The sequence below is a fragment of the Actinoplanes sp. NPDC048988 genome, from assembly GCF_043197815.1.
Classification (GTDB): Bacteria; Actinomycetota; Actinomycetes; order Mycobacteriales; family Micromonosporaceae; genus Actinoplanes.
Map to the genome: position 1 here is coordinate 543196 of NZ_JBICTW010000001.1, position 26791 is coordinate 569986.

Annotated in this window: 26 protein-coding genes; 11 read left to right on the forward strand and 15 right to left on the reverse strand. The window is 70.8% G+C overall.

Annotated elements, in window-relative coordinates; translation table 11 throughout:
- Positions 1 to 35 precede the first annotated feature (35 nt).
- Positions 36 to 347 carry a helix-turn-helix domain-containing protein gene (locus ACGFJ7_RS02635; RefSeq protein WP_392640421.1) on the forward strand — a complete coding sequence of 104 codons (312 nt, stop codon included), beginning with the start codon at positions 36 to 38 and terminating at the stop codon, positions 345 to 347.
- A gap of 195 nt (positions 348 to 542) precedes the next feature.
- Here the strand turns inward: ACGFJ7_RS02635 and ACGFJ7_RS02640 are convergent, their stop codons facing one another.
- The 3 genes from ACGFJ7_RS02640 to arfB all read right to left on the reverse strand — a co-directional run bounded on the left by ACGFJ7_RS02640 (position 543) and on the right by arfB (position 1568).
- A complete protein-coding gene (locus ACGFJ7_RS02640) occupies positions 543 to 806 on the reverse strand; it encodes a hypothetical protein (RefSeq protein ID WP_392640424.1) in 264 nt (87 codons plus the stop codon).
- Between the two features lie 64 nt (positions 807 to 870).
- Positions 871 to 1068, reverse strand: coding sequence for a hypothetical protein (locus ACGFJ7_RS02645; RefSeq protein ID WP_360242231.1), 198 nt, complete (start codon positions 1066 to 1068; stop codon positions 871 to 873).
- A gap of 62 nt (positions 1069 to 1130) precedes the next feature.
- Positions 1131 to 1568 (reverse strand): alternative ribosome rescue aminoacyl-tRNA hydrolase ArfB, encoded by a 438-nt coding sequence (arfB, locus tag ACGFJ7_RS02650; protein WP_392640427.1) that lies wholly within the window; start codon positions 1566 to 1568, stop codon positions 1131 to 1133.
- A 73-nt stretch (positions 1569 to 1641) separates the two neighbouring features.
- Between arfB and ACGFJ7_RS02655 the strand changes: the two genes are divergently transcribed.
- The 6 genes from ACGFJ7_RS02655 (at position 1642) to thrS (ending at position 8153) form a co-directional block, all read left to right on the forward strand.
- Entirely contained in the window at positions 1642 to 2946 is a 1305-nt protein-coding gene (locus tag ACGFJ7_RS02655) for a pitrilysin family protein (protein ID WP_360242237.1), read from the forward strand.
- Positions 2943 to 4289, forward strand: coding sequence for a M16 family metallopeptidase (locus ACGFJ7_RS02660; protein WP_392640429.1), 1347 nt, complete (start codon positions 2943 to 2945; stop codon positions 4287 to 4289). Before ACGFJ7_RS02655 ends, ACGFJ7_RS02660 begins: the two co-directional genes overlap by 4 nt.
- Positions 4290 to 4319: 30 nt before the next feature.
- A complete protein-coding gene (locus ACGFJ7_RS02665; RefSeq protein WP_392640432.1) occupies positions 4320 to 5330 on the forward strand; it encodes an endonuclease/exonuclease/phosphatase family protein in 1011 nt (336 codons plus the stop codon).
- On the forward strand, positions 5330 to 6277 hold the full coding sequence (locus ACGFJ7_RS02670; RefSeq protein WP_392640435.1) for an endonuclease/exonuclease/phosphatase family protein: 948 nt from the start codon (positions 5330 to 5332) through the stop codon (positions 6275 to 6277). Before ACGFJ7_RS02665 ends, ACGFJ7_RS02670 begins: the two co-directional genes overlap by 1 nt.
- Positions 6274 to 6795, forward strand: a complete 522-nt coding sequence (locus tag ACGFJ7_RS02675) for a GNAT family N-acetyltransferase (RefSeq protein ID WP_392640438.1) — start codon at positions 6274 to 6276, stop codon at positions 6793 to 6795. Before ACGFJ7_RS02670 ends, ACGFJ7_RS02675 begins: the two co-directional genes overlap by 4 nt.
- Before the next feature lie 158 nt (positions 6796 to 6953).
- Positions 6954 to 8153 (forward strand): threonine--tRNA ligase, encoded by a 1200-nt coding sequence (gene thrS, locus ACGFJ7_RS02680; protein WP_392641275.1) that lies wholly within the window; start codon positions 6954 to 6956, stop codon positions 8151 to 8153.
- Here thrS and ACGFJ7_RS02685 read toward each other — a convergent pair.
- Together ACGFJ7_RS02685 and cimA are read right to left on the reverse strand one after the other, a co-directional pair.
- Positions 8119 to 8490, reverse strand: coding sequence for a RidA family protein (locus tag ACGFJ7_RS02685; protein ID WP_360242252.1), 372 nt, complete (start codon positions 8488 to 8490; stop codon positions 8119 to 8121). The genes thrS and ACGFJ7_RS02685 overlap by 35 nt on opposite strands.
- The gene (gene cimA / locus ACGFJ7_RS02690; protein ID WP_360242255.1) at positions 8487 to 10064 is read right to left on the reverse strand and encodes a citramalate synthase; all 1578 of its coding nucleotides are present in this window, start codon (positions 10062 to 10064) and stop codon (positions 8487 to 8489) included. Before cimA ends, ACGFJ7_RS02685 begins: the two co-directional genes overlap by 4 nt.
- Positions 10065 to 10295: 231 nt before the next feature.
- On the opposite strand from cimA, the gene ACGFJ7_RS02695 reads away from it, so the two are divergent.
- The gene (locus ACGFJ7_RS02695; RefSeq protein ID WP_360242258.1) at positions 10296 to 11039 is read left to right on the forward strand and encodes a tyrosine-protein phosphatase; all 744 of its coding nucleotides are present in this window, start codon (positions 10296 to 10298) and stop codon (positions 11037 to 11039) included.
- Here ACGFJ7_RS02695 and ACGFJ7_RS02700 read toward each other — a convergent pair.
- Positions 11031 to 12011, reverse strand: a complete 981-nt coding sequence (locus tag ACGFJ7_RS02700) for a LacI family DNA-binding transcriptional regulator (RefSeq protein ID WP_392640441.1) — start codon at positions 12009 to 12011, stop codon at positions 11031 to 11033. The genes ACGFJ7_RS02695 and ACGFJ7_RS02700 overlap by 9 nt on opposite strands.
- Before the next feature lie 180 nt (positions 12012 to 12191).
- On the reverse strand, positions 12192 to 12659 hold the full coding sequence (locus tag ACGFJ7_RS02705) for a hypothetical protein (protein WP_392640444.1): 468 nt from the start codon (positions 12657 to 12659) through the stop codon (positions 12192 to 12194).
- Positions 12660 to 12725: 66 nt separating this feature from the next.
- On the opposite strand from ACGFJ7_RS02705, the gene ACGFJ7_RS02710 reads away from it, so the two are divergent.
- On the forward strand, positions 12726 to 12872 hold the full coding sequence (locus tag ACGFJ7_RS02710; protein ID WP_392640447.1) for a hypothetical protein: 147 nt from the start codon (positions 12726 to 12728) through the stop codon (positions 12870 to 12872).
- Positions 12873 to 12968: 96 nt separating this feature from the next.
- Here ACGFJ7_RS02710 and ACGFJ7_RS02715 read toward each other — a convergent pair whose 3' ends face one another.
- Both ACGFJ7_RS02715 and ACGFJ7_RS02720 read right to left on the reverse strand, forming a co-directional pair.
- Positions 12969 to 14066: a branched-chain amino acid aminotransferase gene (locus ACGFJ7_RS02715; RefSeq protein ID WP_392640450.1), complete on the reverse strand. Its 1098-nt coding sequence runs from the start codon at positions 14064 to 14066 to the stop codon at positions 12969 to 12971.
- Between the two features lie 130 nt (positions 14067 to 14196).
- A complete protein-coding gene (locus tag ACGFJ7_RS02720) occupies positions 14197 to 15228 on the reverse strand; it encodes a 3-isopropylmalate dehydrogenase (protein ID WP_360242273.1) in 1032 nt (343 codons plus the stop codon).
- 328 nt (positions 15229 to 15556) lie between these two features.
- Here ACGFJ7_RS02720 and ACGFJ7_RS02725 point away from each other — a divergent pair, with 328 nt between their 5' ends.
- Positions 15557 to 15928, forward strand: a complete 372-nt coding sequence (locus ACGFJ7_RS02725) for a hypothetical protein (RefSeq protein ID WP_379036850.1) — start codon at positions 15557 to 15559, stop codon at positions 15926 to 15928.
- On the opposite strand, the gene serA is transcribed toward ACGFJ7_RS02725, so the two are convergent.
- The 6 genes from serA to ACGFJ7_RS02755 all read right to left on the reverse strand — a co-directional run bounded on the left by serA (position 15915) and on the right by ACGFJ7_RS02755 (position 24749).
- Complete coding sequence (gene serA, locus ACGFJ7_RS02730) at positions 15915 to 17519, reverse strand: phosphoglycerate dehydrogenase (protein ID WP_360242277.1); 1605 nt, start codon at positions 17517 to 17519, stop codon at positions 15915 to 15917. The genes ACGFJ7_RS02725 and serA overlap by 14 nt on opposite strands.
- A 44-nt stretch (positions 17520 to 17563) precedes the next feature.
- The gene (gene mpgS, locus ACGFJ7_RS02735) at positions 17564 to 18775 is read right to left on the reverse strand and encodes a mannosyl-3-phosphoglycerate synthase (protein ID WP_392640453.1); all 1212 of its coding nucleotides are present in this window, start codon (positions 18773 to 18775) and stop codon (positions 17564 to 17566) included.
- Between the two features lie 90 nt (positions 18776 to 18865).
- The gene (gene ilvC / locus ACGFJ7_RS02740; protein ID WP_360242283.1) at positions 18866 to 19879 is read right to left on the reverse strand and encodes a ketol-acid reductoisomerase; all 1014 of its coding nucleotides are present in this window, start codon (positions 19877 to 19879) and stop codon (positions 18866 to 18868) included.
- Positions 19880 to 19894: 15 nt separating this feature from the next.
- Positions 19895 to 20410 (reverse strand): acetolactate synthase small subunit, encoded by a 516-nt coding sequence (gene ilvN / locus ACGFJ7_RS02745; RefSeq protein WP_097318253.1) that lies wholly within the window; start codon positions 20408 to 20410, stop codon positions 19895 to 19897.
- Positions 20410 to 22233, reverse strand: coding sequence for an acetolactate synthase large subunit (locus tag ACGFJ7_RS02750; protein WP_392640457.1), 1824 nt, complete (start codon positions 22231 to 22233; stop codon positions 20410 to 20412). The genes ilvN and ACGFJ7_RS02750 overlap by 1 nt, the downstream gene beginning before the upstream one ends.
- Positions 22234 to 22436: 203 nt before the next feature.
- On the reverse strand, positions 22437 to 24749 hold the full coding sequence (locus ACGFJ7_RS02755) for a putative bifunctional diguanylate cyclase/phosphodiesterase (RefSeq protein WP_392640460.1): 2313 nt from the start codon (positions 24747 to 24749) through the stop codon (positions 22437 to 22439).
- A gap of 101 nt (positions 24750 to 24850) precedes the next feature.
- On the opposite strand from ACGFJ7_RS02755, the gene ilvD reads away from it, so the two are divergent.
- Positions 24851 to 26698, forward strand: coding sequence for a dihydroxy-acid dehydratase (ilvD, locus tag ACGFJ7_RS02760; RefSeq protein WP_392640462.1), 1848 nt, complete (start codon positions 24851 to 24853; stop codon positions 26696 to 26698).
- Positions 26699 to 26791: the final 93 nt, after the last annotated feature.

The following is a 26791-nucleotide window of genomic DNA, read 5'->3' on the forward strand; positions in this document are numbered from 1 at the left end:
GGCACGACATTGGCAACACTTCAGGGGAGGCATCTGTGGAAACATTTGGAGATTTGGCCCGCCGGCTGCGCGGCACCCGCTCCCTGCGCGAGGCCGCCCGGGCCGCCCACGTCGACCCGGGCCACCTCTCCCGCCTGGAACGCGACCTCCGCCCACCGACGGTCGCGGTGGCCCGAGCCCTGGACACCCTCTACGGCGCCGACGGCCGGCTGACGGCACTCGCCGAGACCGAGGCCGGCCTGTCGCCCGCCGCCAAGCGCCTGATGGCCCTCTTCGGCCAGGCCACCTACCGATCCGGCCGCCCCGTCCTCACCTCAGCCGGCACACCGAGCCTCGAATACGCCTGAACAAACCCTTCTCAAAAGTCGAGCGCAGCGTCCGGGTCCGTGCCGAAGGACCCCGGATACCGGTTGCCATGGTGCTGGCGATGATCGCGATGCCGCCGAGGTCCTTCCTCCGCTGCTCTGCGCGAGCTGCCCGCGCCGGACGTGGGTGCCGATCGAGTCGTGCGGAGTCGGCGAGCCTTCTGGGGAAACCTCGAATCAGCGAGCTTGCCGGAGAATCCGGCTGACTTGGGACGGCGTTCGGCAATGGACGAGGTGGGGTTTCGCCGCGCCGAGGAACCGGGTGAGAGTACGCGTGCTGTTGGCACTGTCGCGGGCGTCCAGGTCGGCCGCCGTCGCCGCGGGGCGGGTGCGGTAGGCGCGGGCGCCGCGGGCCACGCGGCGGAGCGAGGCCAGATCCCAGTCGTGGCCGCCGCGCAGGCGGTCCAGGCCGGCCCGGCGCAGAACGCGCCAGATGGTCACGCGGGCGGGCAGGTCGAGCCAGATGACAGTGTCGGCCGCGTCTCGAAGGGGCGCCGGCGCGAGCTTACGGACGCAGGCGCCCGGCCGCGATCAACATTCCGGCCGCGGTCAGCCCGCACAGCCCGACCAGCACCGACAGGACCGTGCGGTCCCCCAGCCCCCACACCGCGGCCACCACGAGTATCACCGCGATGCTGGACGTGAAACTGCCCCCGGCCACCAGAGCGGCCTTGGCGGCGGCAGTCGAGCGGGACCGGGTCACCGCCTGATTATCGGGTCGATTCCCGCCGCCCGCGGGTGTCTCGGCCAAGTAGGGCGGGCGTGTCAGTCCTCGGTGCCGCGGCGGTTGCGTTTGATCTGGGATCGGCGCTTCTTCTCGCCGATGCGGCGCTCGACCGAGCCGCGCGTGGGCTTGGTCGCGCGGCGCTGGCGGGGCGGGGGTGCGATGGCCTCGCCGACCCGCATGGCGAGACGGGCCTGGGCCGCCTCGCGGTTGCGCAGCTGCGAACGGTGCTCGGAGGCGGTGATGGTCAGCACCCCGTCGACCAGGCGGCTGCCGAGTCGTTCGGCCGCCCGCTGTTTCAGCGCCGGCGACAGCAGGTCGGACGCGAGCAGGTCCCAGGACAGCTCGACCCGGGAGTCGGTCGTGTTCACACCCTGGCCGCCGGGGCCGCTGGAGCGGGAGAAGCGCCATGCGAGCTCGGCCGCCGGGATCGTCAGGCGGTCGTTCACTCGCACGTCCTCGGTCACGCTGGACAGCATGGCATCGGCGGTGGGTGCATCGCCACGTGGTTATCGATCAAGAAAACGTTGACCCAGGGGGCAGTATGGGTGGGTGACGTCCCCAAGCACGCCGGTTGTCACGACCGGCTATCCGTGGCCTATCGAAACCACGCGGCTTGCCAACGGCCTTCGGGTTGTGGTGAGCGAGGACCGGACAGCGCCGGTCGTCTGCGTCAATCTCTGGTACGACGTCGGCTCGCGGCATGAGCCGGCTGGGCAGACCGGCTTCGCGCATCTGTTCGAGCATCTGATGTTCGAGGGGTCGCAGCATGTGGCCAAGACCGAGCACATGCGCCTGGTGCAGGGCAACGGCGGCTCGCTGAACGCGACCACGAACCCGGACCGCACCAACTACTTCGAGACGATGCCGGCCGAGCATCTGGAGCTGGCCCTGTGGCTGGAGGCCGACCGGATGGGCGGCCTCGTCCCGGCGCTGACCCAGGAGACGCTGGACAATCAGCGCGAGGTGGTCAAGAACGAGCGCCGCCAGCGGTACGAGAACGTGCCGTACGGCGATGCCTGGCTGCGGCTTCTGGAGCTGCTTTACCCGGAGGGCCACCCGTACCACCACCCGACGATCGGGTCGATGGAGGACCTGAACGCGGCCGGCCTGGAGACGTTCAAGGCCTTCCACCAGAAGTACTACGCGCCGAACAACGCCGTGCTGACCGTCGCCGGTGACGCCGACCCGCAGCAGGTGTTCGCGCTGGCCGAGAAGTACTTCGGGCGGCTGGAGCCGGTGGCCGACATCCCACCGGCGCCCAAGGTGCAGATCGGCCGGGAGCCCGCGAAGCGCGAGACGGTCACCGCCGCGGTTCCGGCGCCGAGGATCTACATCTCGCACCGGACCCACCCGTTCGGGACCAAGGGGTACGACGCCGTCACCGTGCTCGCCGCGGTGCTCGGCAACGGCCGGGGCAGCCGCCTCTACCAGCGTCTGGCCGACGGCAAGCGGATCGCCCAGCCCGACTACATCGGCTCGTACGGCGTCGACCTCGCGCACGCGCCGGCCCCGCTGATCATCACGGCCACCGCCAAGGACGGCGTGGCCGTCGAGGAGCTCGAGGCCGGTCTCGACGAGGTCATCGCGAGCCTGGTCACCGAGCCGGTGACCTCCGACGAGCTGGCCCGGGCCAAGGCCCTGCTCACCACCGCCTGGTGGCGGCAGGTGTCAACGGTGGGTGGCCGCGCCGACACCCTGAGCCGGTACACGACGCAGTTCGGCGAGCCCGAGGCCGCCGCCTACCGGCTGCCGCAGTGGCTCGCGGTCACGGCCGACGACGTCACCGAGGCCGCCCAGCTCCTGAACGCCGAGTCGAGGGTCACCCTCACGTACGTCCCCGAGGAGAACAAGTGACTCTCATCGCCACCCGCCCCGATCCGGGTCAGGCCCGGCCGTACACGTTCCCGGACCTGCAGCGGGTCACCGTCGCCGGCGGCACGGTGATCGGCGCGCACCTGCCGGGTCAGCTGCTCGCGACCGCGATGCTCATGCTCGACGCCGGCGCGGCCCGGGAGACGCGGGGCCGCGAGGGCACCGCCACCGTGCTCGCCAAGTCGCTGGAGGAGGGCACGCGGCGGCGCGACTCGGCCGCGTACGCCATCGCTCTGGAAAGTCTCGGCGCCGAGCTGGCGCCCTCGGTCGACTGGGACACGTTCCGGGTCGGCGTCTCGGCCCCGGTTCCGCAGCTGCTCGACGCGGTGCGCCTGGCGGCCGAGGCCACCCGCACCCCGAAGCTGGACCCGGCCGACGTGGCCCGGGTCCGCGACGACGAGGTGACCGCCCTGCGGATGGACTGGGCCCAGCCCGGCCCGCGGGCCGACGCCGCGCTGCGGGCCGACCTGTTCGGCGCGGCCGAGCGGTTCGGCCGGCCGATGCACGGCGATCCCACCTCGGTGGCCGCCGTGACCGTCGACGACGTGCTCGCCTTCCACGAGAGCTGGATGCTGCGGCCGGGCGTGCTGCTCGTGGCCGGCGACCTGGACACGCTCGATCTGGCCGCGCTGGGCGAGGCGGCGTTCGGCGGCACCGGCGGCGACCCGCTGCCGGTCGAGGGGCCGCTGGACTTCTCGGTCCGCGATCACCGGCGGATCATCCTGGTCGACCGGCCGGGCTCGGTGCAGTCGACGCTGCGGATCGGTCACCGTTCACCCGAACGGGCGACCTCCGATTATGTACAGATGACGTTGGCCGCGACGATCCTCGGCGGCGCCTTCACGTCGCGGCTCAACCACCTCATCCGTGAGGTGAAGGGCTACACGTACGGCATCCGGGGCTCGTACGCGATGTCGCGCCGGTTCGGCCGTTTCGAGGTGGCCGCGGGCGTGCAGACGGCGGTGACCGTGCCGGCGATCGTCGACACGCTGGGCGAGATCGACCGCACCCAGCAGGACGGCGTGACCGAGGACGAGCTGGCGGTCGCCCGCTCGTGGCGGGCCGGGCAGCTCAGCGTCGAGATGCAGACGCCGGGTTCGATCGTGGGGGCACTGAGCACGCTGGTGCTCTACGGGCTGCCCGACGACTACTACCCGCAGCTGCGCCGCAGCTACCTGGAGACCCCGCTGGCCGAGGTCTCGGCCGCCGCGGGCCGTCACCTTCACCCGCACGGGCTGACCCTGGTCGTCGAGGGCGACGCCGCGATCATCCGGGACGAGCTCGTGGCAGCGGAAATCGGCGAGATCGTCGACAGCAAGATCTGATTCTCGCGGTGGCGCGATAGCTTTGCCGCCATGACGATCACCACCACACCGGCCGGAGTCCGGCCTGGTCACAGGGTGAGGCGCACCGTGCTCCTCACCCTGTTGACCGTGCCGGGCCTTCTCTGGGCGGTCTTCCGGTCGCTCGGCTGGGAGCCCGGCTACGTCGTGATGGTGATGGCCTTCACGCCGTACGTGGCCGCGTGGGCCCTGGTGCCGCTGATCGCGGCCCTGATCGCCCGCAAGTGGCTGATCGCCGCCGTGGCCGCGCTGGCCGCCATCCTGCTCGGCGCGGCCGTCCTGCCGCGCGCGGTCCCGGGTTCGAGCGCCCCGGCCGGCGTCCCGCTCACGGTCATGACGGTGAACATGTTCATCGGCCAGGCCGATCCGGCGTCGGTGGTGCGGCTGGTCCGCGAGCACGACGTCGCGGTGCTCGCCGTGCAGGAGTTCACCCCGCGCGCGGCCGAGGGGCTGGCCGCGGCCGGGCTCGGCGACCTGCTGCCGTACCAGGCTCTGGCCGACGAGGTCGGCACGACCGGGTCGGGCCTCTACTCGAGATATCCGATGACCGGTCAGGGTTCGCGAAGATTCCACGGCGACAACCTGCAACCGGGCAACATGCAGGCGTACGCGACGATCCAGCCGCCCGGGGCGGGTGCGGTGACCGTCGAGTCGGCTCACCCGCTCGCGCCGTACTCGAAAGAGGCCCTGCCGTCCTGGAAGGCGGACCTCGAACAGGAGCCGCGGCCGTCGGGGAACGGGACGCCGCGGATCCTGCTCGGCGACTTCAACTCGACGCTCGACCACGCTCCGCTGCGCGATCTGATCTCGGGCGGCTACCGGGACGCCGCCGACACCGTGGGCAAGGGGCTGATCGCGACGTGGGGTCCGTACGACGGCAAGCCGATTCCGCCCGTGACCCTCGACCACGTGCTGGTCGACGAGCGGATCGGGGTCCGGGACGTCGAGGTGCACCGGGTCACCGGCAGCGACCATCGCTCGGTGATCGCCTCCGTCACGGTGCCGGCGGACGGCGGCGCCTGATGGCGACGGCGCTGATCGTCCTGATCCTGCCCGGCCTGATCTGGGCCGTCCTTCGCCTCGGCGGCTGGGAGCGCGGGCCGCTGGTGCAGTTGTTCGCCTTCACCCCGTACGTCGCGGCCTGGGCCTGGCTGCCGGCCGTCGTGGCCCTGGCCACCCGGCGCTGGACGATCGGCGCGGCCGGCCTGGTGGCGGCGATCGCGCTGGCCGTGGCCGTGCTGCCACGCGCTTTCCCGGCCCGCGACCGGGGACCGCTGGAGGGCGTGAAGCTGACCGTCATGACCAGCAACATGCTTTTCGGCCGGGCCGACCCGGCCACGATCGTCAAGCTGGTCGGCGAGCGCGACGTCGACGTGCTGGCCGTGCAGGAGTTCACCACCGAGGGCCGGCAGGCGCTGGCCGCGGCCGGGCTGGGCGCGCTGCTGCCGTACTCCTCGCTCGCCGACGAGCCGGAGGCCGACGGCTCGGGCGTCTACTCCCGGTTCCCGATCACCGACGCCGGGGCCCGGCGCAACGGCGGCGGCTTCATGCAGGCGTACGCCACGGTCGACACCCCGGGCGCGGGCGCGGTCATCGTGGAGTCGGCCCATCCGATCGCCCCGTACGCCCAGTCGATCCTCGGGCAGTGGCGGGCCGACCTGCGGGCCCAACCGGGAGCAGACGGGAGCGGGACCCCGCGGATCCTGCTCGGCGATTTCAACTCGACGCTCGACCACACGCCGATGCGGCAGCTGATCGCCCGCGGATACCGGGACGCGGCCGACGCCACCGGCAAGGGCCTGGCCGGCACGTGGGGGCCGTACGACGGCAAGCCGCTGCCGCCGGTCACGATCGACCATGTGCTGGTGGACGAGCGCATCGGCGTACGGGAGGCAAGCGTGCATCCGATTCCGCGCAGTGACCACCGGGCGATCGTGGCCGAGCTGATGCTGCCGGCGGCGGTCCGATGATCACCCGGCTCACCAACGAGGACGACGCGGCCGAGATCGCGGCGCTGCTGCGGGCCAACCGCGCTTTCCTCACGCCGTGGGAGCCGGTGCGCCCCGAGGAGTTCTTCACCGACCAGGGCCAGCGCCGGCTGATCACCGAGACGCTTCGGCAGTACGAGGGTGGCGCCACCCTGCCACACGTGATCGTCGACGACGGCCGGATCGTCGGCCGGATCATGCTCACCGGCATCGCCCGCGGCCCGTTCCAGTCGTGCCACCTCGGCTACTGGGTGGCCGAGGCGGCCAACGGGCGCGGCCTCGCCTCGGCCGCCGTCGGCCGGATCGCCGGCCTCGCGTTCGGCGAGCTCGGCCTGCATCGCGTCGAGGCGGGCACGCTGGTGCACAACGCCGCCTCGCAGAGGGTCCTGGAACGCAACGGCTTCCGGCGGTACGGGCTGGCGCCCCGCTACCTGAGGATCGCCGGCGAGTGGCAGGACCACGTCCTATTTCAGTTGCTGGCCGACGATCGCCGCGCCTAGCATCGGCGCCATGAACTTCGGTCAGCAGCTGACGACGCCGGGACGACCCGGCGCGCGCTGACCTCTGCCACGGCCCCGGGCGACACGCCCGGGCCCCTTCTGGGGAGTTCAGTTCGTGGGCGTCTCGCCGGGCCTCGACCCGAAGGAGACCTCCCATGATCGTCGACCACCGCCGGCTCGGGCGTGAGCTGGACCTGTTCGACTCCGATCCGCTGATCGGCGCCGGCCTGCCGTTCTGGCTGCCCGGCGGCGCGGCCGCGCGGCACGCGGTCGAGTCCTATCTGTACGAGTTGGAGCGCCGGGCCGGATATCAGCATGTCCACTCCCCCGCGCTCGGCAAACGCCAGATGTACGAGTTGTCGGGGCACTGGCGGAACTACGCCGACGACATGTACCCGGCCATCCGGATGGGCGGCGACGAGCTGGTGCTGCGGCCCAGCCAGTGCCCGCACCACGCGCTGATCTTCAAGTCGCGGCAGCGCTCCTACCGCGATCTGCCGCTGCGGATAGCCGAGCTGGGCCCGATGTACCGGGCCGAGCGCTCGGGCGTGATCGGCGGCCTGGGCCGGGTACGGTCGATCCAGCTCAACGACTCACACATCTTCTGCCCCCTCGACCAGGTCGTCGACGAGGTGGCCGGCGTGCTGCGGCTGATGCGCCAAGCGCACGCGGCGCTCGGTTTCGCACCCTCGTCGTACCGGCTCTCGCTGCGCGGCGACGGCGGCAAATACGCCGGGAACGACGCCGGGTGGCAGCTCGCCTCCTCGCTGCTGCGCGAGGCGCTGGACGGCGTCGACTACGTGGAGGCGCCGGGCGAGGCCGCCTTCTACGGTCCGAAGATCGACGTGCAGATCGTCGACCCGGCCGGCCGGGAGTCGAGCCTGGCCACCATTCAGGTCGACTTCCACCAGCCCGAGGCATTCGATCTGGAGTACGCCGACGCGAACGGCGGCCGGTCCCGGCCGGTGATGATCCACCGCAGTCTGGTCGGCTCGATGGAACGGCTCTTCGGGCACCTGATCGAGGTGCACAACGGCGCCTTCCCGGTCTGGTACGCGCCGGTGCAGCTCGCGGTGCTGCCGGTCGCCGACGACCAGCTACCCTCGGCCGACGCGGCGAAGGCGGCGGCGGTCGACGCCGGATTACGGGCCGAAGTGCACCACGAGGGCTCGATCGGCGCGCGGATCCGGGCCGCGGCGGAACGCCGGATCCCGTACGTCGGGGTGATCGGCGGCCGCGAGGCGCCGGACGGCCTGGTCGCCCTGCGGCATCGCGACGGCAGCCGGCTCGCCCCGATGCCGCTCGCGGCCGCGATCGAGGTGATCAGCGACGCCGCGCGTCCACCTCGATCTCGATGAGCATGCGCGGGTCCGCCAGGCCGCACACCTGCATGGTGGCGGCCGGGCGGACGTCGCCGAAGTACTTGCGCAGCACCGGCCAGCACGGCTCGAAGTCCTCGCGGTTCGGCAGCAGGTAGCGCACCCGGACGACGTCGGCGAAGTGGCAGCCGGCCTCGGCCAGCGCGGCCCCGATGTTGCGCAGGCACTGCTCGGCCTGCTCGACGACGTCGTCGGAAATGGTCATCGTCGAGTAGTCGAAGCCGGTGGTGCCCGAGACGTACACACGGTCGCCGTCGACGACCGCGCGGGCGTACCCGATCTGCTCCTCGAAGGCCGAGCCGGAGAAGATCCTCACTTCGACTCGGCCAGGCCGTACGTCAGCGCGTCGACCAGGGCCACCCAGCTCGCCTCGATGATGTTCTCGTGCACGCCGACGGTGGTCCAGTCGCGCTCGCCGTCGCCGGTCTCGAGCAGCACCCGGGTCACCGCGTTGGTGCCGTGGGTGCCCTCCAGGATGCGTACCTTGAAATCGCTCAGCTCGAAGGTCTTGAGCTGCGGGTAGTGCGCGGTCAGCGCGGCGCGAAGAGCCTCGTCGAGGGCGTTGACGGGGCCATTGCCCTCGGCGGTGGCGATCACCCGCTCGCCGTTCACCCGGACCTTGACGGTGGCCTCGGAGACCACGGCGCCGTCCTCGCGGTGCTCGACCTGCACCCGGTACGTCTCCAGGCCGAACGGGCGGGCGAAGCCCTCACCGGGCAGCTCGCCCCGGACGAGCAGCTCGAACGAGGCGTCGGCGGCCTCGAACGACCAGCCACCCGCCTCCAGGTCCTTCACCTTGCGGGTGACCTCCGAGAGGGTGTCCGGGTGGCCGGCCAGGTCGATACCGAGCTCGCGGCTCTTGAGCTCGATGCTGGCCCGGCCGGCCATCTCCGTCACCAGGATCCGCATGTCGTTGCCCACAACCGCCGGGTCGACGTGGTTGTAGAGCAGCGGATCCACCTTGATCGCGCTCGCGTGCAGCCCCGCCTTGTGAGCGAAAGCGGCGGCCCCGACGTAGGCCTGGTGGGTGTCGGGGGCGATGTTGGCGATCTCGGCGAGCGCGGTGGAGACCCGCGTCGCCTTCTCCAGGCAGCCCTCCGGTAGGACCGGCAGCCCGAGCTTGAGTTGCAGGTTGCTGACCGTGGCGAACAGGTCCGCGTTGCCGGGACGCTCGCCGTAGCCGTTGGCCGTGCACTGGAAGTGCTTGACGCCCGCCTCGACGGCGGCGACGGTGTTCGCGACCGCGCACGAGGTGTCGTTCTGGCAGTGGATGCCGAGCCGGTCGGCCGGGACGCCGGTGCGCTCGACGACCTCGTTCACCGCCTTGGTGATCATCGAGGGGAGCATGCCGCCGTTGGTGTCGCACATCACGACCCGCTCGGCCCCGGCGTCGATGGCCGTCCGGACGACGCTCGCCGTGTATTCGGGGTCGTAGCGGAAGCCGTCGAAGAAGTGCTCACAGTCGACGAAGGCGCGCCGGCCGCTGGCCACCAGGTGCTCCACGGTGTCGCGGACCATGGCCAGGTTCTCGTCGCCGGTGGTGCGCAGGGCCCGCTCGACATGGCGGATGTCGCTCTTGGCGACCACGCAGACGACCGGGGTCTCGGCGTCGAGCAGCGCCTGCACCTGCGGGTCTTCCTTGGCCCGGCTGCCCGCCTTGCGGGTGGCTCCGAAGGCGACCAGGACGGCGTTCTTCAGGTCGAGCTCGGTCTTCGCGCGCTCGAAGAACTCGGTGTCCTTGGGCATCGCGCCGGGCCAGCCGCCCTCGATGAAGCCCACCCCGAACTCGTCGAGCAGCTTCGCGACCGCCAGCTTGTCGGCGACCGAGTAGCTGATCCCCTCCCGCTGCCCACCGTCGCGCAGCGTGGTGTCGAAGACCTGGTACTCCATGGCGCGTTCCCTTCAAGGATTTTTACGACCCCCAACAAAAAGACCCCCCGCGGATGCGGGAGGTCTGCGCGTCGGCGAAAGAGTCAGCCGGCGCGCTAGGTGCCAATAATCAGCACGAGGTGGGTCACGTAGCGAAGTTTGCCACGGGTGGCCGATGCTGGGACAAGAAATCCACCAGCTGGGACGACGTCCCCCGTCCGAGGGATCGACAGCGGAAGCTAGGTTGGGTCCGTGGCTGTGGAACAGTACCCCCGGAATCTCGGTTTCTCCGCTACCTACAACTTCAGGGACGTCGGCGGCTATCGCGGCCTCGACGGCCGGACGGTGCGCTGGCGGCGCCTGTTCCGGTCGGACGCCCTGCACGGCCTGGGCGAGGCCGACGCGGCGGCGTTCGAAGCGCTCGGCGTCCGCACCGTGATCGACCTTCGCCGCCCGCACGAGATCGAGAAATTCGGCCGGTTCTCCGCCCATGGCATCGACTATCACAACGTGGTGATCCAGCACATCGACTGGGAAGAGGTCGACCACCCGGACGACGTGGTGCACGAGCGCTGGCTGGCCGACCGCTATCTGAACTTCGCCGAGGACGGCCGCGAGGGTCTGCTCGAGTCGCTGCGGTTGATTGCCGACCCCGGCAAGTCACCAGCGATCGTGCACTGCATGGCCGGTAAGGACCGCACGGGCACGGTGTGCGCCCTGACCCTGTCCCTGCTGGGCGTGTCCGACGAGGACATCACGGCCGATTACGCGCTGACCACCAGCGCGATGGCCCGCTTGACCGAATACCTGCTGAAGACCAGCCCCGAGGCCGTACGGGGTAACGAGCACATGTTCGACTCTCCGCCCGAGGCGATGCAGTTGTTCCTCGACGACCTGCGCCGCCTGCACGGCTCGGTCGAGGGCTTCGTCCGCGACATCGGCCTCACCACCGAGGAGATAGCCGGGCTCCGGGCCCACATGTTGTCCTCAAGCTGATCCGCGGACGAGCAGTCGGGGCTCCACCACCGAGAGGGTGGGTGGCTCGCCGGCCAGGAGGCGCTCGGCCTCGGCCACGGCCAGCTCGCCCATCCGGCGCTTGTCGAGGGCGATCGTCGTCAGGGGCGGGTCGAGGAGCTCGCCGATGCCGAGGCCGTCGAAGCCGACCACGGCGATGTCGCCGGGGATGTCCAGGCCGAGGCGGCGGGCCGCGCGGTAGGCGCCCAGCGCCACCAGGTCGTTGAAGGCCACGACGGCGGTGATGCCCTCGTCCGCGGCGCGCAGCCGCTCGAAGCCCGAGCCACCGCCGGCCAGCGACTGCTCGACCGCGACGATCGCCTCGGCGGGAACGGTGAGGTCCTGTTCGGCCGCCTCGGCGAGAAACCCGGCCCGCCGTCCCGGGTCGGCCGCACCGGGGCAGTCGATCATTCCGATGCGCCGGTGCCCGCGCTCGGTCAGATGCCGCACGGCGGCCCGGACGCCGGCCTCCACGTCGATGTCGACGGCGCCGAACCCTCGCCCGTCGTTGCGGCGGCTCATCACCACCAGCGGCACCCCGGCCACGGCCGCGGTGATCACGTCGTCCGGCTGGAACAGGTAGGCGATCAGGGCGTCGGCCTGCCCCGACAGTGACCGCAGCAGGCCGGCCTCCCGCTTCGGGTCGTCCTGGCTGCTGCTGACCACCACCTGCCAGCCGCGCCGCTCCGCGGCCTCGATCACGCCGGCGATCAGCTCGGGGAAGAACGGGTTCACCACGTCGTAGACGATCAGCCCGATCGTGGTCGTATCGGGCTTGACCAGCCCGCGGGCGAACCGCGAAGGCCGATAGTTCAGTTCCCGCGCCGCCTCGAGCACCCGGCGGCGCGTCTCCGGGTCGATCTCGCCCTTGTCGTTGATGGCACGGGACACGGTCTGGTGCGAGACGCCGGCCAGCCGAGCCACATCCCGCAGGGTCGCCCGTTTGTTCTCCACGATCAGCAAATCGTAGTCCGAACCCGCTTGACGCCGACCCGACATCGGGAGCACGATCCCGTTAACGGTCACGTGACCGTTAACGGCATCGACCGGAGGCGATCATGGATGGGTTGGCATGGGTGTTGAGTCTCGAGATGACCCGCCGGGAGGCCCGCTCGGCCCTCCCGGGCGCCGAGGTCAGACCCCCGCGTCCCCGCTGGTGGCATAGACGACGAGGGTCTGCTCCGGGCGCTCGGCCACATGGAAGACGGCGTACGCGTAATCGATGATCTCGCCGTCCGGCCCGCGCGGGCGTTTGCGGCCACCGTGCCGGGGCTCCACGTCGTAGTGGCGCCACCACCGCCGCACCTCGGGGCAGCCCTCGCGCAGCTCGTCGACGAGGGATTCGAACCGCGGATCTCCCTCATGCTTGGCCGCGATCGAGCGGAGCCGCGCCAGCAGGCCGCGCGCCTCGACCTCCCGGTCCACCACCGCGCGGCGGGCCTCGGGCGCCAGGAACGTCCAGCGGGCCAGGTTCGGCGGATCGCCGGTCGCGGCGAGGCCGGGGAAGGGGTCGAACACCGGCGGGTTGTGACTCAGCACGTCGTAGCGCCCGTCGATGACGTAGGCCGGGCCGGCGCCCAGCAGCAGCGGAACATTGGCCACGGCCGGCTGGAGAGTGTCGGGGACGGCGGACGGCCCGGGGGACGCGCGCCCCGCGAGCTGGAAGAGGTGGTCGCGGTTCGGGCACGGTTCGCCGCGATGGGTGACCTGGGCATCGGGCCGGAGGCCGTCGCCGACGCCATCGCGTACGCGATCGGCCGGCCTCCGCAGGTCGACGTCGGCGAGATCGTCGTGCGGCCCACGGCCCAAACCTGAGACGAGATCGTCGTGCGGCCCACGGCCCAAACCTGAGACGAGATCGTCGTGCGGCCCTCCGCCCAGGCCTGAGCAGGCCTGGGCGGAGGGAACCCGTCAGAGGACGCGGTGCACCCAGCCGAAGGGGTCGTCGGCGCGGCCCCGCTGGATGTCGACGAGCTGCTTGCGCAGGTCGGTGGTGACCGCGCCGGTGCCGCCGTCGCCGATCGTGAACTCGGCGTCGGCGCTCTTCACCACGCCGATCGGGGTGATCACGGCGGCGGTGCCGCAGGCGAAGGCCTCGCGAATCCGGCCGGAGGCGGCCGACGTGCGCCACTCCTGGAGGCTGACCGGGCGCTCCTCGACCTTGTGGCCGGCCCGCTCGGCCAGCTTGATGACCGAGTCGCGGGTGATGCCGGGCAGGATCGTCCCGGTCAGCGGCGGCGTCACCAGGGTGCCGTCGTCGAGGACGAAGAAGACGTTCATGCCGCCCAGCTCGTCGATGTACTTCCGCTCGATCGCGTCGAGGTAGACCACCTGGTCGCAGCCGTGCTCGATGGCCTCGGCCTGGGCCGAGAGGCCGGCCGCGTAGTTGCCGCCGCACTTGGCCGCGCCCGTGCCGCCGGGAGCGGCGCGGGTGTAGTCGGGGGTCACCCAGAGCGACACCGGCTTGACGCCGCCGGAGAAGTACGGGCCGGCGGGCGACGCGATGACCAGGTAGAGGTATTCCATCGCGGGGCGCACGCCGAGGAAGACCTCGCTCGCGTAGGCGAACGGCCGCAGGTAGAGGCTGCCCTCCTCGCTCTGCGGGATCCACGAACGGTCGATCTTGATGATCTCGTGCAGCGACCTGAGGAACGTCTCGACCGGCAGCGCGGGCATGGCCATCCGCTTGGCCGACTCGGCGAAGCGGGCCGCGTTCGCGTCCGGGCGGAACATGGCGACGCCGCCGTCGGGCAGCGTGTACGCCTTCAGCCCCTCGAAGATCTCCTGGGCGTAGTGCAGCACCGCCGAGGCCGGATCCATCGGGATCGGGGCCCGGGCCTCGACGCGCGGCTCGTACCAGCCTTTACCGTCGGCGTAGCGGACCGTGACCATGTGGTCGGTGAAGATACGGCCGAAGCCGGGGTTGGCGAGGAGCGCGGCGCGCTCGGCGTCGCCCACGGGTGCCGGGTTCGGACGGATCTCGAAATCGAGGTTGTCACCACCACTCATGACAGGTGGACCTGCTTTCTGCAAAGAAGATTTAGGCATGCGGAAGCACCCGTAGTGCTTCAAGAATCTACCCCGAACGGTCGTTAAAACAGAGACCGAGGGTGAGAGAGACGCCGCCGCGAGGAGAAGACTAGAGAGCGGCGGCGACGCGGTCGCCGACTTCGGCGGTACGCAGCGGCGCGCCCGCGGTGCGGGACGCGACCTCGGCCGCGACCGCCTCGGATACTCGCCGGGCCTCGTCGTGGTGGCCCAGGTGCTCCAGGAGCAGCGAGGCGGAGAGGATGGCGGCCGCCGGGTCGGCGATGCCCTGACCGGCGATGTCCGGCGCCGAGCCGTGCACCGGCTCGAAGGTCGACGGGTAGGTGCGCTCCGGGTTGACGGAGCCGCTGGCCGCCATGCCGATGCCGCCGGTAACGGCAGCGGCGATGTCGGTGAGGATGTCACCGAAGAGGTTGTCGGTCACGATCACGTCGTACCGCTGCGGGTTGCTGACCATGAACATGCTGGCCGCGTCGATGTGCTGGTACTCCGTGGTGACCTCGGGGAACTCGGCCGCGACGGCCTTGAAGGTACGGGCCCACAGGCTGCCCGCCTTGGTCAGCACGTTCGTCTTGTGCACGAGGGTGAGGTGGCGGCGGTCGCGGCGCTGGGCGCGCGCGAAGGCGTCGCGGACGACCCGCTCGACGCCGTGCCGCGTGTTCAGGCTCTCCTCGGTGGCGATCTCGGCCGGGGTGTCCTGGTGGAGCACGCCGCCGGCGCCGACGTAGAGACCCTCGGTGCCCTCGCGGACCACCACCATGTCGATCTCGCCGGGCTTCACGCCGGCGAGCGGGCTGGTGGTGCCGGGCCAGAGCTTCGACGGGCGCAGGTTCACGTACTGGTCGAAGTCGAAGCGGAGCTTGAGCAGCAGGCCGCGCTCGAGGACGCCCGGCGGGACGCTGGGGTCGCCGATGGCGCCGAGCAGGATGGCGTCGTGGCCGGCCAGCTCGTCCTCGACGGACTGCGGAAGGACCTCGCCCGTACGGTTGTAGAAGCGGGCGCCGAGGTCGTAGTCCTCGAACTGGGTGCCGGGGAGCACGGTCTCGATGACCTTGCGAGCCTGCGCGGTCACCTCGGTACCGATGCCGTCGCCGGCCACGACCGCGATCCGCGCCACGCTCACTTCGCACTCCTCTGGTTCGGGTCCTCGAAGGTTAACGCGCCAGTCCCGATCTTCGGTACAACGGTCCCACTTAATGGGCACTCAGGAGCCACAAACACCAACAGCCCCCTGAACCGCGGCAAACGGCCAGGGGGCTGTTGCGACGAGTACGCGTGGCTCGGTCCCGCCGAAATACACCTAACCGCACGCGCGACAGCGGGCACGTCACCCGAAGACGGGCCCACCGACGTTTCGTACGGCAGGGACAACGCTAGCGATGCGGACTAATGACGCGCAAGACGCATCCCCCGCGTGTCGGGAACGTAGTTCGCAAGCGCCGGATGGCAGCATGCGCCGGGTGAGTTTCGACCTCGTGGTGTGGGCGATGGACCAGACGGACCTGCCGGACGCCGTGCGGGCCGCCAACGCGCGCTGTGCGCGCGGCGAGCACCCGCAACGCCCGGCCGACCCGCGTGTCGTCGCCTTCTATGACGCCCTGACCAGTGACTATCCCGACCGGGGCCCGCGCGCTTCGGCGCCCGGCTCCCCCTGGGCGCACGCGCCGCTGCATGCTGCCGCCGACCACATCCAGATGAGGCTGGACGAGAACTGCCCGGACGTCGTGCTCGAGACGATCGAGCGGCTGGCCGCCGAGCTCAACCTCGACCTGCTCGACCTGCAGGACGGCACGGTCTATCCGCCCCCGCTCAGGACCCGTTGAGCCGCAGGTCCACCACGTGGCCGCGAGCGGATCCGATCGCGGCGGCCACGGTGGAGAGCAGTTCCGCGTCGACCGAGGAGTCCACGGTCAGCGTCATCAGGGCCTCGCCACCGGCCGTGCGGCGGGCCACCTGCATGGCCGCGATGTTGACGTTCGCCTCGCCGAGGATCGTGCCGATCGCGCCGACCACGCCGGGCCGGTCGCTGTAGCGGAAGAACAGCAGGACGCCGTCGGCGTTGAGGTCCAGGTCGAAGTCGTCGACGCCGGTCAGCTTGGCGGTCTCCCGGACCCCGGTCACGGTGAGCGTGCCGGCCACGCTGACCCGCCGGCCGTCCGGCAGGGCGCCGCGCACGATCACCAGGTTCTGGTGTTCGCACGGCTCCTCGCTGACCACCAGCTCGACCTCGACACCCCGGTCGGCGGCCAGCTGGGGCGCGTTCACGTACGTCACCCGCTCGTCCACGACCGAGGTGAACAGCCCCTTGGTGGCCGCGAGGCGGAGCACCGCCACGTCATGCGAGACGATCTCCCCCCGTACCTCGACGGAGACGCTGGCCGCGACGCCGCCGGCCACCGCGGTGAAGACCTTGCCGAGTTTCTCGGCCAGGGACAGCAGCGGCCGTACGTCCTCGTCGACCACCCCGCCGGCCTGCACGTTCACCGCGTCCGGCACGAATTCGCCGTCCAGGGCCAGCTTGACGCTGCGGGCCACCGCGAGGCCGGCCTTGTCCTGCGCCTCGGCGGTCGAGGCGCCCAGGTGCGGGGTGACGACGACGTTCTCGAAATCGAACAGCGGCGACGAGGTCGACGGCTCGGTCACGAAGACGTCCAGGCCGGCGCCGGCCACCCGCCCGTCGCGCAGCGCCGCCGCCAGCGCCGCCTCGTCGATCAGGCCGCCGCGGGCCGCGTTCACGATCCGTACCCCCAATTTGACCTTGGCCAGCTCTTTCTCGCCGATCAGGCCCATGGTCTCGGGGGTGCGCGGCAGGTGCACCGAGATGAAGTCGCTCTCCCGCAGCAGTTCGTCGAGGCCGACGAGACGCACGCCGAGCTGCGCGGCGCGGGCGGGCTGGATGTACGGGTCGTACGCGATCAGCCGGGTGCCGAAGGCGGCCATGCGCTGGGCGAAGAGCACGCCGATGCGGCCCAGCCCGACCACGCCGACCGTCTTGCCCTGCACCTCGACGCCGGTGAAGCGCGATCGTTCCCAGCGGCCCGCCTTGAGCGCGGCCGAGGCGGTGACCGTGTGCCGCGCGACCGCGAGGAGCAGCGCGATCGCCTGCTCCGCGGCCGAGACGATGTTGCTGGTGGGCGCGTTGACCACCAGGACACCGCGGGCGGTCGCCGTGGCCACGTCGACGTTGTCGAGCCCGACGCCGGCCCGCGCCACCACCCGCAGGCGCGGCCCGGCCGTCAGCACCGCGGCGTCGACGGTGGTGACGCTGCGGACGATCAGGGCGTCGGCCTCGGCCACCGCGGCCAGCAGGGCGGCCCGGTCGGCGCCGTCGACCGCCCGGACGTCGTAGTCGTGGGCGAGGATGCTGACGGCGGAGGGCGCGAGCTCCTCGGCGATCAGGACGACGGGCGCCATGCGCTACCTCCATTGCGGACGGTCGATGTCCGCGATGGTAAGCGCTAAGCGACTCTGCGTGGTATCGACGCACGGTCGATCGGCGGCGCCGGCGGGCGGCCGACCAGGGCCATACCGTCCGGCTGGCGGAAACTGAGCGCCTCGGCGTCCAGCGCGTCGTAGAGAAGGTCCAGGTCGAGCGTGCCCACCGGCGGGTAGACCCGTTCGCGGGGCGGCTCCTGGCCGGTCGCCAGAGCCCCCTGCTCGACCATGAAATCCAGAATCGCCTGACGTACGGACGGGAGCGTCACCGGCGAGTGGTAGAGCACGTTGAGGGCCTGCATCCGCATCCCCCGCACGTGCTCCTCGCCCTTGTTGTCGTGGAAGTGCGGGTTGCGGGTCTCGACCTGCAGGACCGGCACCGAGCTGGCCATCACGTCCGGGTCGGTGCTCTCCAGCACCCCGCCGAACTGTTCGAACAGATCCAGGTACTCGTACGGCTCGACCGCGAAACCGCCGGCGATCCGCAGCTTCAGGCCGAGGTCGAGGGTCATCGCGTGCTCGCCGGCGTTGCCGGTGGCGATCACCTCGGTGCCGAAGCCCGAGTACTCGGCCAGGAACCGGTTGAGCCACTCGTTGGTGATCTGCGAGCTGCGGCCCTTGCGGCTGAAGAACAGCCGGCCGTCACGCAGCTTGGGCTTCGAGTGCCAGGAGATCCGGACCATGGCGTACGGGGAATCGGCCTGCGCCAGCCCGGCCGCGTAGACCTTGCAGTACTCGTGCACCGATCCCGGCACGTAGTTGTCGGCGTCGACGTAGCCGATGTACCGGCGGCCGGTCATCGCCGCCAGCGCCATGCCGAGCAGCATGGCCTCGCCCTTGCCGGCCCGCACGAGACCGTCGTCGTCGATCAGTTCGGGCATGCCGGCCGCCTTCATGGCCGCGGCCACACCGGGGTCGCGCTGATGCACGGTGATGGCCGAGCGCCCGGCGAGACGGCAGAATTGCTCGACCGTCTGCGCCTCTATCTCATAGCGGTCGACCGGCTGCCGGTCACTGTTCGAGACCAGCACGATGAGGCAGTCGTGCGGAATTCCGGAAAGGACACCCTCGACGACCGAGCGTGTCTCATTCATGCACGGAACGACGACAACCATTTGCGATTCGACCGCACGCAGCGCCTCCGAGCTGCCGGAATCCAGCTCGATGACCCTCTGGAGCTCGTGGATCCGGACCGCCCCGAAACGCTCACTCCGAAAAGAATCAGCCAGTCTCATATCGCGAGGTTACCCACGCATGTAACAGAGCTGTTTCCGCAATAAAAAATGCCCGGCCCCGTTGTCGGGGCCGGGCATTTTATCGACAAATCAGGCGGTCTCGGTGATGGGCCGGTCGACCCAGCTCATCATGTCGCGCAGCTTGCGGCCGGTGACCTCGATCGGGTGGTTGGCGCCCTGCTCGCGGTACTTGGTCAGCAGCGGACGGCCGTTGTCGTCGTCCTCGATCAGCTGGCGGGTGAACTCGCCGGACTGGATGTCGGCCAGGATCCGCTTCATCTCGGCCTTGGTCTCGGCGTTGATGACCCGCGGGCCGCTGACGTAGTCACCGAACTCGGCGGTGTCCGACACGCTGTAGCGCATGCGGGAGATGCCGCCCTCGTACATGAGGTCGACGATCAGCTTGAGCTCGTGCAGGCACTCGAAGTAGGCGATCTCCGGGGCGTAACCGGCCTCGGTGAGCACCTCGAAACCGGTCTGCACCAGGGCGGCGGTGCCGCCGCAGAGCACGGCCTGCTCGCCGAACAGGTCGGTCTCGGTCTCCTCCTTGAAGGTGGTCTTGATGACGCCGGCCCGGGCGCCACCGATGGCCTTCGCGTAGGAGAGGGCGAGCGCGAGGCCCTCGCCGGTCGGGTCCTGCTCGACGGCGACCAGACACGGCACACCCTTGCCGTCCACGTACTGGCGGCGGACCAGGTGGCCCGGGCCCTTGGGGGCGACCATGGCGACGGTCACGTCGGCCGGGGGCTTGATGAGCTCGAACCGGATGTTGAGGCCGTGCCCGAAGAAGAGCGCCTTGCCCGCGGTCAGGTGGGGGGCGATCGACTCGGCGTAGATCTTGCGCTGCGCGGTGTCCGGCGCCAGCAGCATGATCACGTCGGCCCAGGCCGACGCCTCGGCCGGCGTCTTGACCTCGAGGCCCTGCTCCTCGGCCTTGGCCCGGCTCTTCGAGCCCTCCTTGAGGCCGACCACCACCTCGACGCCCGAGTCACGCAGCGACAGCGAGTGGGCGTGGCCCTGGCTGCCGTACCCGATCACGGCGACCTTCTTGCCCTGGATGATCGAGAGGTCGGCGTCGTCGTCGTAGAAAACTTCGGCGGTCATTGCATTCCTTCGTACTTAGGCGGCGCGGAGCGCCGGGCCGGTGGTGATGGAGCGAGAACCGCGGCCGATGGCCACGAGGCCCGACTGGACCATCTCTTTGATGCCGTACGGCTCGAGGTCGCGCAGCAACGCGTCAAGCTTGTCGGGGTTGCCCGTGGCCTCGATGGTGAGGGTGTCCGGAGCGACGTCGATCACCCTCGCCCGGAACAACTCGACCGTCTCGAGCACCTGGCTGCGCTGCGCGCGGTCGGCGCGCACCTTGACCAGCAGGAGCTCGCGCTGGACCGACTGCTGCGGGTCCAGCTCCACGATCTTGAGGACGTTCACCAGCTTGTTGAGCTGCTTGGTCACCTGCTCCAGGGGTGAGGAGTCGGCGTTGACCACGATCGTGATGCGGCTGACGTCCGGGTTCTCCGTCTCGCCGACCGCCAGGGAGTCGATGTTGAAGCCGCGCCGCGAGAACAGCCCGCTGACGCGCGCCAGCACGCTCGGCTTGTTCTCGACCAGCACGCTGAGGGTGTGCCTGTTCATCAGAGGTCGTCCTCTTCGAAGGTGGGACGCACGTCCCGGGCGAACATGATCTCGTCGTTGCTCGTGCCGGCCGCGACCATCGGCCACACCATGGCGTCCTTGCCGACCGTGAAGTCGATGACCACCGGGGCGTCGTTGATCTCCATGGCCTGCTTGATGATCTTGTCGACGTCGTCCTTCGACTCGCAGCGCAGCCCGATGCAGCCCAGCGCCTCGGCCAGCTTCACGAAATCGGGGATGCGGTGCTTGTGCGTACCCAGTTCGGTGTTCGAGTAGCGGCCGTCGTAGAACAGCGTCTGCCACTGCCGGACCATGCCCAGGTTGCCGTTGTTGATGACGGCGATCTTGACCGGGATGCCCTCCAGGGCGCAGGTCGCGAGCTCCTGGTTGGTCATCTGGAAGCAGCCGTCGCCGTCGATCGCCCAGACCGCCGTGTCCGGCTTGCCGACCTTGGCGCCCATCGCCGCCGGGACGGCGTAGCCCATCGTGCCGGCGCCGCCCGAGTTGAGCCAGGTGGCCGGCTTCTCGTACTTGATGAACTGCGAGGCCCACATCTGGTGCTGCCCGACGCCGGCCACGTAGATCGCGTCGGGGCCGACCAGCTCACCGATCCGCTCGATCACGTACTGCGGGGCCAGCGTGCCGTCGGTCGGCTCGTCGTAGCCCAGCGGGTAGCGCTCACGCAGGTCGTTCAGCGCGGCCCACCAGGCCTCGTAGCTGTTCTTCTCGTTGTTCGCGGAGACCGCGGCGATCAGCTCGTCGATCACGTGCCGGGCGTCGCCCACGATCGGGACGTCCGCGTGCCGGTTCTTGCCGATCTCGGCCGGGTCGATGTCGGCGTGCACGACCTTGGCGTCCGGCGCGAACGAGTCGAGCCGGCCGGTGACCCGGTCGTCGAACCGGGCGCCCAACGTGATCAGCAGGTCCGACTTCTGCAGCGCGTACACCGCCGGGACCGTGCCGTGCATGCCCGGCATGCCCAGGTGCTGCGGGTGCGAGTCGGGGAAGGCGCCGAGCGCCATCAGCGTGGTCACGACCGGGATGCCGGTCAGCTCGGCCAGCTTCTTCAGCCCGTCGGTGGCGCCCGCCTTGAGCACGCCGCCGCCCACGTACAGCACCGGGCGCTTGGCCGCGGCGATCAGCCGGGCCGCCTCGCGGATCTGCTTGCCGTGCGGGTGCAGCGTGGGCCGGTAGCCGGGCAGGTCGAGCGTCGGCGGCCAGGTGAACGTGGTCTGCGCCTGGAGCACGTCCTTCGGGATGTCGACCAGGACCGGGCCGGGCCGGCCGGTGGCGGCCAGGTGGAACGCCTCGGCCAGGATCCGCGGGATCTCCTCGGCCGTCTGCACCAGGAAGTTGTGCTTGGTGATCGGCAGCGTAATGCCCTGGATGTCCGCCTCCTGGAAGGCGTCGGTGCCGATCGCCGGGCGGGCGACCTGGCCGGTGATGGCCACGATCGGCACCGAGTCCATGTACGCGTCGGCGATCGGGGTCACCAGGTTGGTGGCACCCGGCCCGCTGGTCGCGATGCAGACGCCGACCTTGCCGGTGGCCTGCGCGTACCCGGTGGCGGCGTGCCCGGCGCCCTGCTCGTGGCGGACCAGGATGTGGCGGACCTTGGAGTCGTAGAGCGGGTCGTACGCCGGGAGGATCGCGCCGCCGGGAATGCCGAACGCGACCTCGACACCGAGCGCTTCCAGCGACCGCACGAGCGACCCGGCGCCCGAGGTGGCGACCGGGGAGGCTACGGCCGAGGCGGAGGCGGCCGCCGCGACAGTGGCCGGGTTGGCTCGGTGGGCGAGAGTCTCAGGTGTGGGTCTCGTCATGGCTACTCACAAACCTTTACGGGTCAGTCGGTCCGGTACTTGAGCAACAAAAAAGGCCCTCGTGCGGGAAGCACGGGACCTAGCGCACTCGGGTCGGCCGATCAGCCGACGGGAGTGCGCTCACATAAGTACTCGGGACGCGAAGCACATGGGAAACACCTTCCCGCATCTCACGCGGTGAGTCAACTGATCCCACATTTTGATCACTCGGACGGCTCACCCGTTCGGGCGCCGAACGACGGGTCGGTCGGCAACACGGCCCTGAGCTGCCGCATCCCCGGTCCGAGGGCCACCACCTGGCTGCGCGCGGGCTGGTCCTTCGGCGGCGCCGGCTTGGGCGGCGCGGGCAGCGCGCGGGTGCCGGTGCGCAGCGTCTGAAGTTGGGCCTCGAGGTGCTCGGCGGGTACGCCCCAGCCGAACAGCGAGCCCTGACCGAGCCGGCAGCCGGCCTCCTCCACCACCGCCCGCTGCGACGGCGTGCCGATGCCCTCGGCCAGCACCTCCAGCCCGAGCCGGTGCCCGATCCGCACCACGACGTCGACCAGCGGCGCCGCCGTGCCGGTGCGCGACTCGGGCTCGGCCACCAGGGCGTGGTCGATCTTGAGGATGTCGACCGGCAGGGTCCGCAGCTGACCCAGCGACGAATAGCCGGCGCCGAAGTCGTCGAGGGCGATCCGCACGCCGGTGGCCCGCAACTCGGCGAGGCGGCTGATCAGCTCCTCCATGTCGGTGGCGACCGCGTGCTCGGTCACCTCCAGAACCAGGCGCTGGGCCGGTACGCCGTGCTCGGCCAGCACGTCGGCGACCTGACCGGCGTAGTCGACGGCGTGCAGCTCCTTGGGCGAGAGGTTCACCGACACCCAGACGTCGTGGCCCTTGGCCAGCCAGTCGGCGAGCTGGATGACGGCCTGCTCCAGCACCCAGGCGCCGATCCGGTTGATCAGCCCGGACTCCTCGGCGACCGGGATGAACTCGTCCGGCCGTACCGCCCCCAGACTCGGATGGTGCCAGCGCAGCAGGGCCTCGGCCCCGACCGGGCGCATCGACGGCAGCGCCACCACCGGCTGGAAGACCAGGCGCAGCTGGTCACGGTCGATGGCGTGCCGCAGCTCGCTCTCCAGCGTGCCCCGGCGGCGCAGCAGCTCGTCGTAGCGGGCCTGGTAGCGCTCGACCCGGTTCTTGCCGCGCTGCTTGGCGTAGCGCAGGGCCAGGTCGGCGTCGCGGATCAGCTCGCCCGTGTCGGCCACGCCCAGGCTGGCCGACAGGAAGACCGAACCGCCATCCACCTCGTACGGCTCACACAGCACCGCCAGCAGCCGGTGCGCCGTCAGCATGGCCTCGTCGGCCGTGCCCCGCATGAGCACCGCGAACTCGTCACCGCCGAGCCGGGCCGCCACGTCGCCGTCGAGCAGGTTGCGGCGCAGCCGCTCACCCACCTCGACCAGCACCGCGTCACCCACGTCGTGCCCGCGCATGTCGTTCACCGTCTTGAAGCCGTCGAGGTCGATGCCGACCAGCACCTGCGGCTCCTCGTCGTCGAGCAGCGCCTTGCGCAGCCCCCGCCGGTTGGCCAGCCCGGTCAGCGGATCGGTGTGCGCGAGCTCGCGGAAGTGCGCCTCCCGCCGCCGCAGCTCGAGGGTGTACTTGCGGACGTCGCGCAGGGCCAGCCACTGCCGGGTGACCAGGGCCAGGCCCTCGACGGCGGCCCCCAGATATCCGTACAGGCCGAACTCGCCGCCCCGGGCCAGATGGAAGCCGAGCGCGACGACCATGGCACCCATCGGCACGAAGGCGTACGCCGTGGTGCTGCGGTCGGCGACGTCGCCGACCACCTGGACCGGCCGGTCGGCCACCTCCACGGCCCGGGCGATCACGAAGAGCCCGGCCGGGAGCAGGAGGGCGCCGCCCAGCAGCACGCCGTCGTGGTCCTGGCAGATGCCCGAGGCGATCGCGACCGCGGCGAACGCGACGGCGGTCACCCCGGTGGCCACCCGCACGGTGATCAGGCGCGGGCGGTGGGCGTGCATGCCCAGCACGATGGTCAGGCCCAGCGAGACGACCGCGAACGCGGCCGGCACCAGCACGGACGGGCAGGCCATCGGAGTCGAGTCGCCGAGGATCCGGGTCGGCTCGCTCAGCAGGACCCAGCCGACGAACCAGATGGCGGCGGCCACGACCAGCCCGTCGAGCAGGCGCCGGACGGCCACGCCGGGACTCTCCGCGGCGCCGGGCAGGACGGCCGTGCCGACCAGCAGGAGCAGAATGCCGAGCGCGGTGCCGACGGCCACCGCGGTGCCCAGACCAAGCCTCGGCGGGGTGGCAGTGGTGATCAGCACACTGAGCACGCCGGCCAGCGCGGCGGCGGTCACGATGGCGCCGCCCGCGGCCAGGATCAGATGGGCCCGGCGGGCCGCTCCCGTGTGCCGGCGGCCGGAATTGCCCAGCAATGCGACGGCCGGGACCGCGACCAGAAGGCCGACGAGTCCCGCCAGCTCCACGCCGGACGGTGACTGCACGGGGACACTCTGCCTGATCTCCATCGATTAAAACACCCCTCGAATCCCGTCAAGTGGACGCAAGCGGCCGTTTACGTCCCGGCCAGTGGCACTATGAGGGGATGCCTGACCTGCGTTCCCGGACCTCGACCCACGGTCGGACCATGGCCGGCGCGCGTGCCCTCTGGCGCGCCACCGGGATGACCGACGACGACTTCGGCAAGCCCATCGTGGCGATCGCCAACAGCTATACGCAGTTCGTACCGGGTCATGTGCACCTCAAGGACCTCGGCGGCCTGGTCGCCGATTCGATCGCCCGGGCCGGCGGCGTCGGCCGCGAGTTCAACACGATCGCGGTCGACGACGGCATCGCGATGGGCCACGGCGGCATGCTCTACTCACTGCCCAGCCGCGAGCTGATCGCCGACGCGGTCGAGTACATGGTCAACGCGCACTGCGCCGACGCCCTGGTCTGCATCTCGAACTGCGACAAGATCACGCCCGGCATGCTGATCGCCGCCCTGCGGCTCAACATCCCGACCGTCTTCGTCAGCGGCGGCCCGATGGAGGCCGGCAAGACGGTCGCCATCGAGGGCATCGTCCACGAGAAGCTCGACCTGGTCGACGCGATGAGCGCCAGCGCCAACGAGAAGGTGACCGACGCCCAGCTCGACACCATCGAGCGCTCGGCCTGCCCGACCTGCGGCTCCTGCTCCGGCATGTTCACCGCCAACTCGATGAACTGCCTGACCGAGGCGATCGGCCTGGCCCTGCCCGGCAACGGCTCGACGCTGGCCACGCACGCGTCGCGCAAGGCGCTCTTCGAGAGGGCGGGCGAGCTGATCGTGCAGATCGCCCGCGACTACTACGAGAAGGACGACGAGTCGGTCCTTCCCCGCAACATCGCCTCGCGGTCGGCCTTCGAGAACGCGGTGGCGCTCGACGTGGCCATGGGCGGCTCGACCAACACGGTGCTGCACCTGCTGGCCGCGGCCCGCGAGGCCGGGCTCGACTTCAGCGTGGCCGACATCGACGCCATCTCGCGCCGGGTGCCCTGCCTGTCCAAGGTCGCCCCGAACAGCCCGAAATACCACATGGAGGACGTGCACCGGGCCGGCGGCATCCCGGCCCTGCTCGGTGAGCTCAACCGGGGCGGCTCCCTTCGCCAAGATGTCCGGTCGGTCCATTCGCCCGACCTGTCGACCTGGCTCGACAAATGGGACATCCGCGGCGGGTCAGCCTCTGACGAGGCGCTGGAGCTCTTCCACGCGGCGCCCGGCGGCGTGCGCACCACCCAGCCGTTCAGCACGGAGAACCGCTGGGCGACCCTCGACACCGACAGCGTGAACGGCTGCATCCGCTCGGTCGACCACGCCTACACCGTCGACGGCGGCCTGGCCATCCTGTTCGGCAACCTCGCGCCCGACGGCTGCGTCGTCAAGACCGCCGGCGTCGACGAGTCGATCTGGAAGTTCACCGGCCCCGCCCGCGTCTACGAGTCGCAGGACGCGGCGGTCGACGGCATCCTCGGCAAGGAGGTCGTCGAGGGCGACATCGTGATCATCCGCTACGAGGGCCCGAAGGGCGGCCCCGGCATGCAGGAGATGCTGTACCCGACCAGCTTCCTCAAGGGCCGCGGCCTGGGCAAGGCGTGCGCGCTGATCACCGACGGCCGCTTCTCCGGCGGCACCAGCGGCCTGTCCATCGGCCACGTCTCCCCCGAGGCGGCGGCGGGCGGCCTGATCGCGCTGGTCCAGACCGGCGACGAGATCACCATCGACATCCCGGGCCGCAGCATCACCCTCAACGTCCACGACGACGAGCTGGCCCAGCGCCGCCACGAGGAGGAACGGCGCGCCAAGCCGTACTCCCCGGTCGACCGCCAGCGCCCGGTGTCGGCCGCCCTGCGCGCCTACGCCTCCATGGCCACAAGCGCCAGCGACGGCGCCTACCGCCGCGTCCCCGAGTAGGACGCTCACGCCACAGCGAGGCCCCGCACCTTCCCGGTGCGGGGCCTCTTTCGGCTTTCCCTGATCCGGTCCCGGCCCTCTCCAGCGGCGCCC